General features: G+C 73.7%; 15 protein-coding genes. 9 read left to right on the top strand and 6 right to left on the bottom strand.

Going from position 1 to position 15,074, the window contains the following annotated elements:
- The first annotated feature begins 5 nt into the window (after positions 1 to 5).
- From J2S66_RS06700 to J2S66_RS06725, 6 genes are all read left to right on the top strand, one after another.
- Positions 6 to 1,589, top strand: coding sequence for an ABC transporter substrate-binding protein (locus J2S66_RS06700; RefSeq protein WP_310305060.1), 1,584 nt, complete (start codon positions 6 to 8; stop codon positions 1,587 to 1,589).
- Positions 1,571 to 2,551, top strand: coding sequence for an ABC transporter permease (locus J2S66_RS06705; protein WP_310305064.1), 981 nt, complete (start codon positions 1,571 to 1,573; stop codon positions 2,549 to 2,551). The genes J2S66_RS06700 and J2S66_RS06705 overlap by 19 nt, the downstream gene beginning before the upstream one ends.
- Entirely contained in the window at positions 2,548 to 3,384 is an 837-nt protein-coding gene (locus tag J2S66_RS06710; RefSeq protein ID WP_310305067.1) for an ABC transporter permease, read from the top strand. The genes J2S66_RS06705 and J2S66_RS06710 overlap by 4 nt, the downstream gene beginning before the upstream one ends.
- Positions 3,381 to 4,184 (top strand): ATP-binding cassette domain-containing protein, encoded by an 804-nt coding sequence (locus tag J2S66_RS06715; RefSeq protein ID WP_310305069.1) that lies wholly within the window; start codon positions 3,381 to 3,383, stop codon positions 4,182 to 4,184. The genes J2S66_RS06710 and J2S66_RS06715 overlap by 4 nt, the downstream gene beginning before the upstream one ends.
- Positions 4,181 to 4,801 carry an ABC transporter ATP-binding protein gene (locus tag J2S66_RS06720; RefSeq protein ID WP_310305072.1) on the top strand — a complete coding sequence of 207 codons (621 nt, stop codon included), beginning with the start codon at positions 4,181 to 4,183 and terminating at the stop codon, positions 4,799 to 4,801. Before J2S66_RS06715 ends, J2S66_RS06720 begins: the two co-directional genes overlap by 4 nt.
- 157 nt (positions 4,802 to 4,958) lie before the next feature.
- Positions 4,959 to 5,948: a LacI family DNA-binding transcriptional regulator gene (locus J2S66_RS06725; protein WP_310305075.1), complete on the top strand. Its 990-nt coding sequence runs from the start codon at positions 4,959 to 4,961 to the stop codon at positions 5,946 to 5,948.
- A 91-nt stretch (positions 5,949 to 6,039) separates the two neighbouring features.
- On the opposite strand, the gene J2S66_RS06730 is transcribed toward J2S66_RS06725, so the two are convergent.
- The 6 genes from J2S66_RS06730 to J2S66_RS06755 all read right to left on the bottom strand — a co-directional run bounded on the left by J2S66_RS06730 (position 6,040) and on the right by J2S66_RS06755 (position 11,488).
- Positions 6,040 to 6,831: an IniB N-terminal domain-containing protein gene (locus J2S66_RS06730; RefSeq protein ID WP_310305078.1), complete on the bottom strand. Its 792-nt coding sequence runs from the start codon at positions 6,829 to 6,831 to the stop codon at positions 6,040 to 6,042.
- A gap of 176 nt (positions 6,832 to 7,007) precedes the next feature.
- Positions 7,008 to 7,391 carry an ATP-binding protein gene (locus J2S66_RS06735; RefSeq protein WP_310305081.1) on the bottom strand — a complete coding sequence of 128 codons (384 nt, stop codon included), beginning with the start codon at positions 7,389 to 7,391 and terminating at the stop codon, positions 7,008 to 7,010.
- Positions 7,392 to 7,745: 354 nt separating this feature from the next.
- Positions 7,746 to 8,246, bottom strand: coding sequence for a DUF2231 domain-containing protein (locus tag J2S66_RS06740; protein ID WP_310305085.1), 501 nt, complete (start codon positions 8,244 to 8,246; stop codon positions 7,746 to 7,748).
- A gap of 398 nt (positions 8,247 to 8,644) precedes the next feature.
- The gene (locus J2S66_RS06745; protein WP_306746098.1) at positions 8,645 to 9,076 is read right to left on the bottom strand and encodes an RbsD/FucU family protein; all 432 of its coding nucleotides are present in this window, start codon (positions 9,074 to 9,076) and stop codon (positions 8,645 to 8,647) included.
- 10 nt (positions 9,077 to 9,086) lie between these two features.
- Complete coding sequence (locus J2S66_RS06750) at positions 9,087 to 10,532, bottom strand: family 43 glycosylhydrolase (protein WP_310305091.1); 1,446 nt, start codon at positions 10,530 to 10,532, stop codon at positions 9,087 to 9,089.
- A 104-nt stretch (positions 10,533 to 10,636) separates the two neighbouring features.
- On the bottom strand, positions 10,637 to 11,488 hold the full coding sequence (locus J2S66_RS06755; protein ID WP_310305095.1) for a PaaX family transcriptional regulator: 852 nt from the start codon (positions 11,486 to 11,488) through the stop codon (positions 10,637 to 10,639).
- 115 nt (positions 11,489 to 11,603) lie between these two features.
- Here J2S66_RS06755 and J2S66_RS06760 point away from each other — a divergent pair, with 115 nt between their 5' ends.
- From J2S66_RS06760 to J2S66_RS06770, 3 genes are all read left to right on the top strand, one after another.
- Positions 11,604 to 12,905 (top strand): MFS transporter, encoded by a 1,302-nt coding sequence (locus J2S66_RS06760; RefSeq protein WP_310305098.1) that lies wholly within the window; start codon positions 11,604 to 11,606, stop codon positions 12,903 to 12,905.
- Positions 12,906 to 13,027: 122 nt separating this feature from the next.
- Positions 13,028 to 14,155, top strand: coding sequence for an endo-1,4-beta-xylanase (locus J2S66_RS06765; RefSeq protein ID WP_310305100.1), 1,128 nt, complete (start codon positions 13,028 to 13,030; stop codon positions 14,153 to 14,155).
- 177 nt (positions 14,156 to 14,332) lie between these two features.
- Positions 14,333 to 15,061: a polysaccharide deacetylase family protein gene (locus tag J2S66_RS06770; protein ID WP_310305104.1), complete on the top strand. Its 729-nt coding sequence runs from the start codon at positions 14,333 to 14,335 to the stop codon at positions 15,059 to 15,061.
- Positions 15,062 to 15,074: the final 13 nt, after the last annotated feature.

The raw sequence follows: 15,074 nt of genomic DNA on the forward strand, positions 1-15,074 counted from the left end.
GCGGCGTGCGCGAGTCCACCTGGCAGGGGGGCGCGGTCGTGCTCGCGGCCGCGCTGGTCGCGTCGGCGTGCTCCGGCGCCGCCCGGAGCGACGGCGGCACGCCCACCGAGCTGCGGTTGGCGATCGGCGGCGAGTCCGAGGAGGGCTACGACCCGACGCTGGGCTGGGGCCGGTACGGCTCGCCGCTGTTCCAGTCGACGCTGCTAGCGCGCGACGCGGACCTGAACGTGGTCAACGACCTGGCCACGCGGTACGAGGTCAGCCCGGACGGCCTGGTGTGGACCGTCGACGTGCGCGCCGACGCGAAGTTCAGCGACGGCGAGCCGGTCACCGCGCGGGACGTCGCGTACACGTTCACCACGGCCGCCGAGAGCGGCGGCGTGACCGACGTGACCGTGCTGCGCGAGGCGGTCGCGGTGGACGAGGACACCGTGGAGCTGCGCCTGACGAAGCCGCAGAGCACGTTCGTGAACCGGCTGGTGTCGCTCGGCATCGTGCCGGAGCACGCGCACGGGCCGGACTACGCGCGCGAGCCGGTCGGCTCGGGGCCGTTCGTCCTGGAGCAGTGGGACGAGGGCCAGCAGCTGATCGTGCGCCGCAATGACGCCTACTACGGCGCGAAGCCCGCGTTCGAGCGGGTGGTGTTCGTCTTCACGGGTGAGGACGCGAGCCTGGCGGCGGCGCGGTCGGGGCAGGTCGACGTGGCGGCGCTGCCGTCGTCGCTGGCCGTCGGCGAGATGCCCGGCATGAGGCTGACCCGGGTCGAGTCGGTCGACAACCGGGGCATCATGTTCCCGTTCCTGCCCGACGAGGGGCGCACGACCGCCGAGGGGCGGCCCATCGGCAACGACGTGACCTCGGACCAGGCCGTGCGGCGGGCGGTCAACGCGGCGCTGGACCGGCAGGCGCTGGTGGACGGCGTCCTCAACGGCTTCGGTCGCCCCGCCACCGGCCCGGTCGACGGGCTGCCCTGGTACGAGCCGTCCGCCGCTGTCCCGGACAAGGACCCCGAGGGGGCGAAGCGGGCGCTGGAGGCCGCCGGGTGGGTCGACGCCGACGGTGACGGCGTCCGCGAGAAGGCCGGCGTCAAGGCCGAGTTCCCCCTGCTCTACCCGGCGGGCGACTCGCTGCGGCAGGGCCTGGCGCTGGCCGTGGCGGACATGCTGGAGCCCGTCGGCGTCGCGGTGACCGCCAAGGGCGAGAGTTGGGACGTCATCCGCACCCGCATGCACGCCGACCCGGTGCTGTTCGGCTGGGGCAGCCACGACCCGACCGAGATGGTCAACCTGTACTCGTCGGCGCAGGCCGGCGTGGAGCTGTGGAACCCCGGCCTGTACCGCGACGACACCGTCGACGCCGAGCTGACCGCCGGCCTGGCCGCCACCGACCCCGAGCAGGCCACCGCGCACTGGAAGGCGGCGCAGCGGGAGTTCGGGCCGGGGGCCGACGCGGCGTGGGCGTGGCTGGTCAACCTCGACCACACCTATTACGCCGACGCGTGCCTGGACCTGGGGAAGCTCCAGGTCGAGCCGCACGGGCACGGCTGGCCGATCACGCAGGGCATCGCCGGTTGGCGCTGGACGTGCTGACCGCCATCGCGGGGCGGCTGGGCAGGCTCGCGCTGCTGCTGGTCGCCGTGGCCGTCGCCGCGTTCGCGCTCATGGTGAACTCGCCGGTGGACCCGGTCGCGGCCTACGTGGGCGCGGACGTCGCGTCCCTGGGGCCCGAGCAGCGCGCGCTGATCGCCGAGCGGTGGGGGCTGGACGACCCGGCGCACGAGCGGTTCCTCAGCTGGTTCGGCAACCTGCTGGGCGGGGACTTCGGGTTCTCGCTGACGTTCAACCGGCCGGTGCTGGAGGTGATCGGCGACAAGTTCCTCACCAGCCTGGCGTTGATGGCGCTCGCGTGGCTGCTGTCCGGCCTGCTCGGCTTCGTGCTGGGGCTCGTCGCCGGGATGCGGCGGGGGAGGCCCGCCGACCGGGCGATCACCTGGTTCTCGTACGCGCTGGCGTCCGCGCCGACGTTCTGGGTCGGCCTGCTGCTGCTGTACGTGTTCGCGGTGTCGTTGAACTGGGCGCCGGTGTGCTGCGCGGTGCCGATCGGCGTGCCCGCCGACGAGGTGGGGCTCGGCGACCGGCTCGCGCACCTGGCGCTGCCCGCGATCACGTTGAGCGTGGTGGGGATCGCGCCGGTGGTGCTGCACACGCGGCAGGCCGTGGTGGAGGCGCTGGCGTCGGACCACGTGGCCTTCGCGCGGGCGCAGGGCGAGCGCGGCCCGGGGCTGGTGCTGCACCGGGTGGTGCGCAACGCCGCCGCGCCCGCGCTGCTGCTCCAGTTCGGCTCCATCGGGGAGCTGTTCGGCGGGTCGGTGCTGGCCGAGCAGGTGTTCTCCTACCCCGGTCTGGGCGCGGCGACCACGACGGCGGCGCTGGGGCAGGACGTGCCGCTGCTGCTGGGCATCGCGCTGTTCACCACGGTGCTGGTGTTCACCGGCAACCTCGTCGGCGACCGCGTGCACGCCGTGCTCGACCCGAGGGCGGTGGCCCGGTGACCACGACCGCGCGGCGGTTCGACCGGCGCACCCGCACGCTCGTGCTGCTCGGGCTGTCCACGTTCGTCGTGGTCGCGATCCTGGTGGCGGGCACCCTGGTCCGGGACGCGGCGCAGACCACGTCGCTGGGGGAGCGCAACCTGGCGCCGTCGGCCGGGCACTGGTTCGGCACCGACTGGCTGGGCCGCGACGTGCTGGCCCGAGTGCTGTCGGGACTGCGGCTGAGCCTGCTCGTCGGCACGACCGCCGCCGCGATCTCCGCCGTGATCGCCCTGCTCATGGCCTGCGCCGCCACGGTCGGCGGGCCGAAGGTCGACGCCGTCGTGGGCTGGCTGGTCGACCTGTTCCTGGCGCTGCCGCACCTCGTGCTGCTGCTCCTGCTGGCCTTCGCCCTGGGCGGCGGCACGGACGCCGTGGTGATCGCGGTCGCCGTGACGCACTGGCCGCACCTGACCCGCGTGCTGCGCGGCCAGGCCCGCCAGGTCGTCACCTCCGACTACGTCGCCGTCGCCGCGAACCTGGGCCGGGGCCGCTGGTGGGTCGCCCGCCGGCACGTCGCCGGGCACCTGGCCGGGCACTTCCTGGTCGGGACGGTCCTGCTGTTCCCGCACGCGATCCTGCACGAGGCGGCGCTGTCCTTCCTGGGGCTGGGCGTGGACCCGGCCGAGCCGTCCACCGGCATCCTGCTGGCCGAGTCCATGCGCTTCCTGTCGGCGGGCGCGTGGTGGCTCGCCGTGCTGCCCGGCCTGTGCCTGCTGCTCGTGGTCAAGGCGGTGGACGGCATCGGCGAGAACCTGCGCTCGCTGATCGACCCGAGGAGCCACCACCTGTGAGCCCCCTGCTGGACATCGACTCCCTCGCCGTCTCGTTCACCCAGTACGACCGGGGCCTGCGCCGCCGCACCGTCACCGCGCTGTCCGGCATGGACCTCACCGCCGACCGGGGCGAACTCGTCGCCCTGGTCGGCGCCAGCGGCGCGGGCAAGAGCCTGCTCGCCCACGCCGTGCTGGGCATGCTGCCGCCCAACGCCGTCGAGAGCGGCACGATCCGCTTCGACGGCGCCGTCCTCGACCCCGCGGCACGCCGCGACCGCGCGGGCCGCGACATCGCGCTGCTGCCCCAGTCGGTGACCTTCCTCGACCCCGTCACGCCGGTCGGTCGCCAGGTCCGCCGTTCCGCGACGCTCGCCGGGCGCCCCGCGACCGCCGCCGGCGCGGCGCTCGCCGCCCGCGGCCTGGGGCCCGAGGTCGCCGGGCGGCACCCCCACCAGCTCTCCGGCGGCATGGTCCGGCGGGTGCTCACCGCGATGGCGATGATGGCCGACCCCGCCCTCGTGCTCGCCGACGAGCCGACTCCCGGCCTGCCACCGGAATCCGTGCGCGCCGTCCTCGCCGAACTGCGCCGCATCGCCGACCAGGACCGGGCCGTCGTGCTCATCACCCACGACCTCGTCGCCGCCCTGGAGGTCGCCGACCGGGTCGTCATCTGCCGCCACGGCCGCACCGTCGACGAGGCCCGCCCCGCAGACTTCCGCGGCGCCGGTCCGGGGGACGACCACCTGACCCACCCCTACACCCGCGCCCTGTGGCGGGCACTGCCCGCGAACGGCTTCCACCTCCCGGAGGACGTGTGACGCTCGAAGCGCGGGACGTGTGGTTCCGCTACTCCCGCACGACGCCCTGGGTCGTGCGCGGCGCGTCGCTGACCGTCGAACCGGGCGAGGTGGTCGGCCTGCACGGGCCCAGCGGCGCGGGCAAGAGCACCCTCGGCCGGCTCCTGGCCGGCCACGTCGCGCCGGGCCGCGGCACGGTGTCCGCCGACGGGCGGCCACCGGCCCCGGACCGGCGGCGCGGCGTGCCGAACCCGGTGCAGCTGGTGCTCCAGCACGCACACCTCGCCCTGGACCCCCGGTGGAAGATCCGCGCGGCGCTGGCCGAGGCCGGCGCGGCCGACACCGCCGACCTGGTGCCGCCGACCCTGCTCGACCGCTTCCCGCACGAGATCAGCGGCGGCGAGGCGCAGCGGGTCGCCCTCGCCCGCGCGCTGCTCACCAGGCCCCGGTACCTGGTCGCCGACGAGATCAGCGCGAGCCTGGACCCCATCAGCCAGGCCGAGGTCTGGCACCTGCTCCTCGCCACCGCCCGGGCCGACGGCATCGGCGTACTCGCCGTCTCCCACGACCGCCCGCTGCTCGACGCCGTCGCCGACCGCGTCCTGGCGCTCGACGACACCACCGCCACCACGACCTGATCGCAGCCGGACGCGCACAGCCGCGCGGCGCGGAGGTGTTCTTCCCGGGGGGCGGGTGGCCGCGGAACCCCCCGGAACCGATCTTGTCGCTGGTCCGCGCGGTGCCACATACTGGCTCCGCGAAAGAGTTTCGGACCGGTGGACGAGGGAGTTCGCAGTGGTCACGCTCGGCGATGTCGCGCGCCACGCCGGCGTGGCCCGGAGCACCGTGTCCTACGTGCTCACCGGCAACCGGTCGGTCTCCCCGCAGACGCGGTCGCGGGTCGAGCGCAGCATCCGGGCGCTCGACTACGCGCGGTCGGCCGCGGCGCCCGTCGAACGGGTGGACCGGATGGCGCTCGTGCTGTCCGAAAGCCTCGCGCCGCGCTCCTCGACCAGGTTGGCGGACGCGGTGGTCGACGCGGCGGACCGGCACGGCCTGGACGTCCTGCTGGTCACCGCCGACCGGGGCCAGGCGGGGGTGCGGCGGGCGGCCCGCAAGGGACAGGTCGACGGACTGGTCGTGGTGGACGTGCAGGCGCACGACCCGCGCCTGCCGCTGCTGCGCGCCTCCCGGCTGCCCGTGGTCACGATCGGCGCGCCGGCCAGCACGGACGGCGTGCTCCGGGTGGACTTCGACCTCGCCGCCGCCATGGCCCACTGCCTGGACCACCTCGTCGGTCTCGGTCACCGCAGCGTCGGGTTCCTCGGCGCGCCCAGCTCCGCCTACCGCCGCGGGACCGGCTTCGCGGGCCGCACGATGACGGCGTTCACCGCCGCGGCGCTGCGCCGGGACGTCGAGCACAGCGCCCGGCCGGTCGACGGGCCGCTGCCCCGCGCGCTGACCGGTCTGCTCGGCGACCTGCCCGGCGCGACCGCGCTGGTGGTGCACAACGAGTCGGTGCTCGGCGACCTGCCCGCCGCCCTGCGCGCCCTGGGGCGGCACGTTCCGCACGACGTGGCCGTGGTGGCGGTGTGCTCGGACGAGGTGGCCGAGCGGTTGAACCCGCCGGTGACCTCGGTGCACCTGCCGGTCGCGGAGGCGGGGGACCGGGCCGTGCGCGTGCTGGTCGCCGCCCTGGCCGGGCAGCCGGCGCCGGGACCGGTCCTGGTCGCGCCGCACCTGTCACCGCGGCGCAGCAGCGTCACGCGGGCGCGGGCGGGCTGACGAAGCGCCCGCGTCGCACCGTGGCACCGGTGCGACGCGGGCGGGCGGGCGTGGTCCACGGCCCCCCGGTGGACCCGCGTCCGGGTGGTCGTCAGAAGTGGAGGTCGTTGCCGCTCAGCACGTCGCCGACGCCCACGTGGTCGAGGTCCGCCACGTCGGTGATCCGGCCGATGCCGGTCAGGTCGCCGACCTGGGTGGTCACGTCGCCGATGCCGGTCACGTCGCCGACGTTCGCCACGTCGCCGACGACCTGACCGATGTTCGCCACGTCGCCGACCACGTGGCCCACGTTCGCGACGTCGCCCACCTGCGCGATGTCGTGCAGGTCCAGGGCGTTGCGGGTGATGTCGCCGGAGAGGGCGTCGCCCACGTGCAGCGCGCCGGTGACGTCCTCGACCGAACCGGTCAGGTCCGTCGTGTCGAGCACGTCGCCGCCCGCCACGCCGGAGGTGACGTGACCGACGACGTCGGTCACGCCGCCCTTCGCCGCGATGTCGCCGACCTCGTCCAGCACGTCGGCGTCGAGGGAACCCGCGAGGTCGCCGGCCAGGTGCTGCGCGGCTGCCGCGACGCCGGTCACGGCCGCCGTGGCGGTGTTGTCGTCGAGGCCGTGGCCCAGCAGGTCCTCGCCCGGGGCGATCGGGCTGTCGCCGAGCAGGGCGAGCAGGTCGTCGGCGTCCACGCCGGTCAGGGCGTGATCGAGACCGGAGGTGGGCGCGTAGTCGAGCACCAGCGGCAGCACCTCGCGCACGTCCAGCGCGGTCAGGTCACCCAGCCCGGCGGCGTCGAGCGACCCCTGGGGGTCGAGCTGGAACGCCGAGCGGGCCTGCGGGTCCCGGAGCAGGCCGAGCGTGAAGTCGTGGAGGGTCTGGACGGGGTCCATCGCTGTGCTCCCGAGAGGTTGGGATCTGCTTGCCGGGGCAACGCTAGGTCCGCGACCAAGCCCCCACATCGGGTAACGGGCCTAGTTCGAACAGGTGTCCCCCGATAGGGGGACGCTCGGGTGAGCACCTAGGGGAATGGGGGCTCGCGCCCCGCCCGCCGGGCCCAACCGGGCCGTCACGCGGGCACTTCGGCCCACACGACCTTGTGCTGCGCGGCCAGGCTCACGCCCCAGTGCACGGACAGCCGGTTGACCAGCAGCAGCCCGCTCCCCGAATCCGGCCGGTCCGCCCTGCCCAGCACCGGCAGCAGGCTCGGGCTGCGGTCCTGCACCTCCACCCGGACCGCGCCCTCCACCCGGAACACCCGGACCCGCCACGGGCCTTCCGCGTGCCGGTGTGCGTTCGCCAGCAGTTCGGTCGTGATCAGCGCGAGGTCCGCGACGTGCCGGGGATCGACCCCGTAGGCGACCTGCCGCAGCCACTCGCCGACGGCGGCCGCGGACGGCGGGTCGTCGACGTGGCGGTCCACACCGTCGTCGGGCAGGTCGAGCGAGTTCATCGGTACACCCCCACGGCCCTGTGGTTTCAAGGCACGCGCTGCGAGGTACCCCGAACGGTTTCGCCGAAACCTCGGCCGCGGTGACGTCGGCCACCGGACCACCCGCCGGGTCCGCCCCGCGACACCCGACAGCGGCGAGGTCTCCAGCCTGACCCCGGTCGGGCGTGTGGTCGCGGGCGTCGCCGACGAGTCCGGTCGGTAGCAGGAGCAGGTCGCCGAGATCGTCGGAGGCCAGGTCGGACAGCGACGTGCGGGCCCACGCGCGCAGGTCGGTGGGGACGGGCAGCCGTCACCGCGGTCGAACGTGGACCGGGTCCGACCCGGTTCGGCGGTGATCGACCGCGTCGCCGAACGTCACGGGGCGGTCGCCGGTCCGGCGGTCCCGCCGGTGCCCACCACCGCCCGGTGCTCGCCCCCGGTGGAGAGCCGTTCGGCCAGTTCACCCGCGAGCCAGCCGCCGAACCCCGCGGTGAGCAGACCCGCCCACGCCGCACCCAGCGCCGACCACGTCGGCAGCCAGTCCTGGTGGCCCTGGCGCAGCAGCCAGCTCGTCCCGAACAGCAGCAGCACCACCGTGTTGGTCGTGCGGTACAGCAGGCTGATCCGGCGCACGCGGTCACCCATCGCGTCGGGGGCGAGCAGCCACGCCAGCCAACGGCCGGCGGCGGTGACCGAGCCGAGCAGGACGCCCGCCCCGATGAGGTGGGCCGCGGTCACGGCGAAGTCGGCCCGCCCGGTGAGCAGGTGCAGCACGTCGAACCCGACGGCCGTGGTGAGCAGGCCGAACGGGAACGCGGTGAGGTTGGGCGGCACGGCGTGCCGAGCCGTCCGAGCGGTCCGAACGCGACGTCGCATGGCCGTCCTCCCTGGTGCCGCCTGCACAGGAGGCGTACCCCGGTTGGGCGAAAGCGGTCCTCACGTCACCCGAAGGCGTGACGCGGGCGGCCCGACTCAGGGGGGCGGCTCAGGAAGTGGTCCAGGGTCACCGGGAGGTCGCGCACCCGCGCCGACGGCGTGGCGGGCCGCGTCGCCGTTCGTGGCCGCCGCGCTCTCGGCGGTGGTGGTGTCCGCGCCGTCGTCCCGGTGTCCAGCCGCAGGTGCCCGACCCGCCGTCCACCCCGCAACTCGCTCCCGCGATCCACGCCGGCCCTTCGCCGCTGCCTCGGCGGGGGCTTCCGGGTACGGCGGGCTCAACCCACCAGGGTGCGCGGACGGCCTGGTCGGGAACCCCGACCAGGCCGTCCGCACATCCGCTACCCCTCGACGGGCGCGGGCACGAAACCGATCGTCAGCAGCACGTTGGCGTACAGCCTGCCGTCACCGGTGGCCACGCAGACCGCCAGCTCCGGCGAGCGGCACGCGTCGTAGAACTCCTGGCGGGCCAGCGGTCGCAGCGGCAGGTCCGGGCCGAGCAGGCGTTCGTACTCGGCCCACACCGGGGGAGTGCCGCCCTCGTCCGGCCGCATGGTGTGCACGGCCTCCACGGGGATCGCGGACAGCACCGGCGCCAGCACCTCGTCCACCGTCACCAGGCCGGGCCGCAGGTTCAGGTGCACCAGCTCGGCCCGGTGGTGGGTGTTGGTGCGGTGCGCGTAGTTCGCGTCCGCGAGCAGCACCCTGCTCCCGTGGCCGGCGGTGGCCAGGGCGTTCAGCAGGGGCGGGTGCAGCAGGGGGTAGCGCAGCATCTGTGGGACCTCACTCCAGGACGAACGTGGCGTCGGCGCGACCGAGCGCGTCGGACACCTGGTTGACCACGACGCGCGAGTTCGCGTGCCGCAGGTAGTAGCCGGGGTGGTTCTGCGACTCGAACGACACCGCGGCGCCGTTCGCCAGACCCGCCCGGCGGGTGAAGCTCGCGTCGCCCCGGAACACCGCCGAGCCGTCGTTGCGCTCCACGTAGACCTGGAAGTCGCGGTGCCGCAGGTAGTACCCCGGGAAGTTCGCGGACTCCAGCGACACCGTGCCCGACCCCGCCAGGCCCGTCACGATCCGGAACTGCGAGTCGGCCAGCGGCGACACGTTCGCGTCCAGCCGGGCCGCGTAGTCGTAGTGCCGCACGAACGCGTCGGCGACGTTGGACGCCTTGAGCCGCACCGGGGTCGGGCCGTCCGCGACCGGGATGCCGAAGTCCGGCGTGCCGTCGGCCTTCCAGTAGACCTTCTGCACGCGGGTGCGGCGGTTGGGGTCGTTCAGCGGGTCGCCGGAGATGTCCCGGTAGCTCCGGTCGTGGTAGACCAGGATGTCGCTCTGGCCGTCCTCGGACACCGTGAACGAGTTGTGCCCGGGGCCGTACTGGCTCGTCGCCGTGTTGCTCTGGAACACCGGGGTGGCGCTCTTGGTCCACGACGCCGGGTCGAGCAGGTTCGCCGACGCCGACGCGCTGAGCATCCCCAGGCAGTAGTTGGCGTCCGTCGCGCTCGCCGAGTAGGTGAGGAACACCCGCCCGCCGCGCTGCACCACCGACGGTCCCTCCGCGACCTTGTGACCGCGCGTCTCCCAGGCCAGCGTCGGCACGACGAGCCGCGCCGTGCTCCCGGTGATGCTCCACGGGTTCGAGCCCATGCGGGCCAGGTAGACGTTGGAGTTGGTGGAGATCCCCGGCTCCTGCTGCGCCCAGGTCAGGTAGCGCGTGCCGTTGACCACGAAGGTGGACATGTCCAGGGAGAAGGTGTCCCACGGGACGTTGACCCTGCCGCGCTCGGTCCACGTGCCGGTCAGGGGGTTGGCGCTGGAGTTCTCCAGCACGTAGGGCCGGATGCGCCACACGTCGTCGGTGCGGCCGGCGGCGAAGTACACGTACCACCTGCCGTTGACGAAGTGGATCTCCGGAGCCCAGATGTGGGCGCCCATCTCGCCGCTGGAGTGCCTGCGCCAGATCACCGACTCCGGCGCGGAGGCGAGACCCTGGATCGTGGTGGCGCGGCGCAGCACGATCCGGTCGTACTCGGGCGCGGTGGCGGTGAAGTAGTAGTAACCATCGGTGTGCTTGAAGACGTGCGGGTCGGCCCGGTTGTTCGCCACCGGGTTGGTGAACTGCGTCGCGGGCGACGCCGACGCGGCGGGCGTGCCGACCGCGAGCAGCGCGGCCAGCAGGACCAGGGTGGTGAGCAGGGCGCGGGGGAGCTGCGGGCGAGTGGGCATCGTTGCCTCCTCTGAGCACATCAGGGCTGTTAACGCTAACAGCGTGGTTTCCTGCGCTCAACCACTGTTCGGCAGAGGAATTGCCACTTGACGGTCGACTGGTGTTAGCGATAACAGCCCGGTTGGCGGGAGACCGCGATCTCGTCCACCACGTCGGCGGCGATCGCGGACGCCGGGTCGCGGTAGCGGACGTCCAGGTCGTGGAACAGCTCCTCGGCGCGGATGGCGGGCCAGTCCTCGTCCAGGTGCTCGGCCGGCAGGTGCGGGTCCTGGCGCACGAGCCCGAGCCAGTCGGTGTGCAGCACCAGGCGGCGCGCGAGGTCGTCGGGCAGCGCGGGCAGCGGGTCGGGGCGGTCCCAGCGGGCGATGAAGGCGCGGTAGCGGTCCGCGATGGCCTCGGTGTCGAACACCCGGCGCACGAGGTCGACGGACCCGGTCGGCTCGGCGTGCCGCGCGCTGAACACGGTGACGTGGTCCGCGAGGCCCAGCCGGTCGACGATGCCGGCGGCGTCGCGCGCCCCCGAGGCGATCCACAGCCCGTTCTGGAGCATGCCGAACCCGGCCCACACCAGGTGCGAGCGCAGGTCGTGCCGGTCCCGGCGGCGGCTGTCGGGCAGCGAGAACCCGACCAGGGTCCAGGTGCCGTCCCACGCCCGGTTGACCGCGCCGGTCTCCCGGATCCGCCGCCTGCCGTCGCGCAGCACCTCGGTGGCGTGGTCGGTCAGGCCGAAGTAGACGCGCCTGCCCAGCCGCTGCCGGGTGAGCAGGCCGCGGCCCGCCATCCTGGTGAGCGTCGAGCGCACCGCCTCCTCGGAGACGCCGACCCGGGCGAACACGTCGATCACGCTGCCGGAGTACACCGCGGTGTCGCGGTCGAGCACGTAGAGGCCGAGGAAGGCCAGCATCAGCGACTGCGGTCGCGCGGTCGGCGGCGCGTCCCCGGGGCTCACGGTCACGGGGCAAGGGTAATCAGGGGCAATATGTTGGGCATCGTGTAGACGGCCGTCACGAAACTGCCGTAGCTTCGGCGTGCGCCATGAACCGGAACTACGCCCGGACGCGAGGTCCGCCATGCCGAACACCCGACTCCGCCGCGCCGTCGCGTCGAGCTTCGTCGGCAGCGTGATCGAGTACTACGACTTCCTGCTCTACGCCACCGCGTCCGCCCTGGTCTTCAACAAGGTGTTCTTCTCCTCCCTGGACCCGTTGGTCGGCACGATCGCCAGCTTCGGCACGTTCGCCACCGGCTACCTCGCCCGACCGCTGGGCGGCGTCCTGTTCGGGCACTTCGGCGACCTGCTGGGCCGCAAGCGGGTCCTGGTGCTGACGATGGTGCTGATGGGTGTGTCGAGCACGCTGATCGGCCTGCTGCCGACCTACGCCCAGGTGGGCTGGGCGGCGCCGGCGGGGTTGGTCCTGCTGCGGGTGCTCCAGGGCGTCGCGGTGGGCGGCGAGTGGGGCGGCGCGGTGCTGATGTCCGCCGAGCACGCCACGAGCAGGCGGGGCCTGTGGGCGTCGTTCACCAACGCGGGCGCGCCGTGCGGGATGGTGCTGTCCACCGCCGCGCTCACCCTGACCGGCCTGGTCGTCGGCGAACGCGCGCTGCTCGACTGGGGGTGGCGCGTCCCGTTCCTGCTCAGCGTCGCACTGCTGGGCGTCGGGCTGTTCATCCGCCACCGGGTGGAGGAGACGCCGGCGTTCCGGGCGCTGCGGACCTCCGCCCCGGACGCCGCGGCGCGCCGCCGGGTGCCGCTGCTGGAGGTGCTGCGCGACCACCCGCGCGTGCTGCTGCTCGCCGTCGGCGTGGGTCTGGCCGCGTTCGTGGTGCAGTCGACGCTGACGACGTTCGTGCTGGCGCACGGCGTGCAGGTCGGCCACGCCCGGCAGACCGTGCTCAACGCGCTGACCGCGTCGTCGGCGTGCGCCGTCCTCGGCATCCTGTTCTGGGCCGCGGTGTCCGACCGGTTCGGCAGGCGGCCCGTCGTGCTGGCCGGCGCGGTCGCGCTCGGGGTCTACGGGTTCGCCCTGTTCCCGATGGTGGACGCCCGCGACACGACGTTGCTCGTCGTCGCGCTCGTGCTGGGCCAGGGCGTGCTGCACCCGATGGTCTACGGGCCGCTCGCGGCCCTCTACAGCGAGCTGTTCAGCACGGGCAACCGCTACACCGGCGCCTCGCTGGGCTACCAGTTGGCCGGTCTGGGGGCGGGCTTCGCACCCCTGCTGTTCGCCGAGGTGCAGCGCGCCACCGGGGGGCGCGGGCTGGTGATCGTCTCCACCGTCATCGCCGCCTTCTGCGCGTTGACCGCGGTGTGCGTGCTGGCGTTGCAGGAGACCAGTGCGCGCCGGCTCGACCCGACGACCGCCGTCGCCTGACCGCGACCGGCCCTTGACGGTGACGTGACCGCCATTTTAAGGTCCGGCATCTCGAAAACTTTCATTTGTGCTTACGAAAGTTTCGAAGCCCCACGCCGTCGTGAGGAAGCGAGACCTCTTTGATGAAGCCGACCCGCCTGGCCACCGCGGCGCTCGCCGCCGTGGCCCTGTCGGTCCCGTTGACGCTGGTGGCCTCGGCCGCGCCGAGCGTCGACCACCGACCGCCCGGCCACGCCAAGAAGGACACCCTGCGCAAGGCCGCTCCCAAGGGGTTCCACATCGGCACCGCCGTCGCCGGTGGCGGTCACCACGAGGACCAGCCCTACCCCGACCCCTTCACCTCGGACTGGCCCTACCGCACGGTGCTCGCCGCCGAGTTCAACTCCGTGTCGGCCGAGAACCAGATGAAGTGGGAGTACATCCACCCGGAGCGCGACCGCTACAACTTCGGCACGGCGGACGCGATCGTCAAGTTCGCCAAGCGCAACGGCCAGGTCGTGCGCGGGCACACCCTGCTGTGGCACAGCCAGAACCCGGCGTGGCTGGAGCAGGGCGACTTCTCCAAGGAGGAGTTGCGCTCCATCCTGCGCGATCACATCAAGACCGTCGTGGGTCGCTACCGGGGCGACATCCAGCAGTGGGACGTGGCCAACGAGATCTTCACCGAAACCGGTGAGCTGCGCACCACCGACAACATCTGGATCAGGGAGCTGGGCCCCGGCATCATCGCGGACGCGTTCCGCTGGGCGCGCCAGGCCGACCCCAAGGCCGAGCTGTTCTTCAACGACTACGGCGTGGAGGGCGTCAACGCCAAGAGCGACGCCTACCTCGCGCTGATCAAGCAGTTCAAGGCGCAGCGCGTGCCGGTGGACGGCTTCTCCGCGCAGGCGCACCTGAGCACCCGCTACGGCTTCCCGGGCGACCTGGAGGCCAACCTGGAGCGGTTCTCCGCGCTGGGCCTGGAGACCGCGATCACCGAGCTGGACGTGCGGATGGACCTGCCGGAGGGCGGCGTGCCGACCGAGGCGCAACTCGCGCAGCAGGCCGACTACTACAACCGCACGCTCGTCGCGTGCCTGAACGTCGACGGCTGCGACTCGTTCACGATCTGGGGCTTCACCGACAAGTACTCCTGGGTCCCGGTGTTCTTCGAGGGCCAGGGCGCGGCGACGGTGATGTGGGAGGACTTCTCCCGCAAGCCCGCCTACCACGTCCTGCGCGACACGCTCGCCAAGGCGGGCCGCCGCTGAGCCGGCGTCCCGCGTGGACGGTCGCGGGGGTCGGTCGCGGACCGGCCCCCGCGCCGTCGCGCCCGGACGTCCGCACCCCGCCAGTCGAGACCCGAAACATCCGCGAAACCCATGGCCGGCACGGGGACCCGGTCGGATAGTGGTCGCCGCGCCCGCCGTCGACGAAGGGACCACGCGATGAGGTGGAGAACGGTGCTCCTGACCACCGGACTGGTGCTGGGCCTGGCCGCACCGGCCCTGGCCGCCCCTGGCCCGACCGGCGCAGGCCCGACCGTCCCTGGCCCGACCGGCGCAGGCCCGACCGGCGCCACGCCGACCATCGTCGACTCGACCCGGCACGGCGGGAAGGCGGTGTCCTTCACGTTCGACGACGGGCCCAACCCGGTCGACACGCCGCGCCTGCTGCGGGTGCTGCGCGAGCACCGGGTGAAGGCCGTGTTCTGCCTGTGGGGCGACCAGGTCGAGGCGAACCCGCGGCTGGTCCGCGCGATCGTCGCGGGCGGGCACGCCCTGTGCAACCACGGCATGCACCACGACGACATGGGCACGTGGACGCCCGAGCGGATCGCCGCCGACCTGGAGCGGACGAGCGCCGCCATCCGCCGCGCCGCGCCCGGCGCCCCCATCCGCTACTTCCGCGCCCCCTACGGCAGTTGGGGGCAGACCCCGGCGGTCGCCGCGAAGCTCGGCATGACGCCGCTGGGCTGGCGGCTGGCCATCTCCGACTGGGCGCCGCCGGGCGCCGACGTGCTGGTCCAACGCCTGCTCGACGGGATCACCGAGGGTGCCGTGGTGCTCATGCACGACGGCCCGGACGACCGCGCCCAGACGGTCGAGGCCGTCGACCGGGTCATCCCGCTGCTGCGCGCCGACGGCTGGCGCTTCGACCGCCCCGCCCGCCGCTGACCCGGAGGTCCCC

The sequence above is a fragment of the Saccharothrix longispora genome (assembly GCF_031455225.1).
Classification (GTDB): domain Bacteria; phylum Actinomycetota; class Actinomycetes; order Mycobacteriales; family Pseudonocardiaceae; genus Actinosynnema; species Actinosynnema longispora.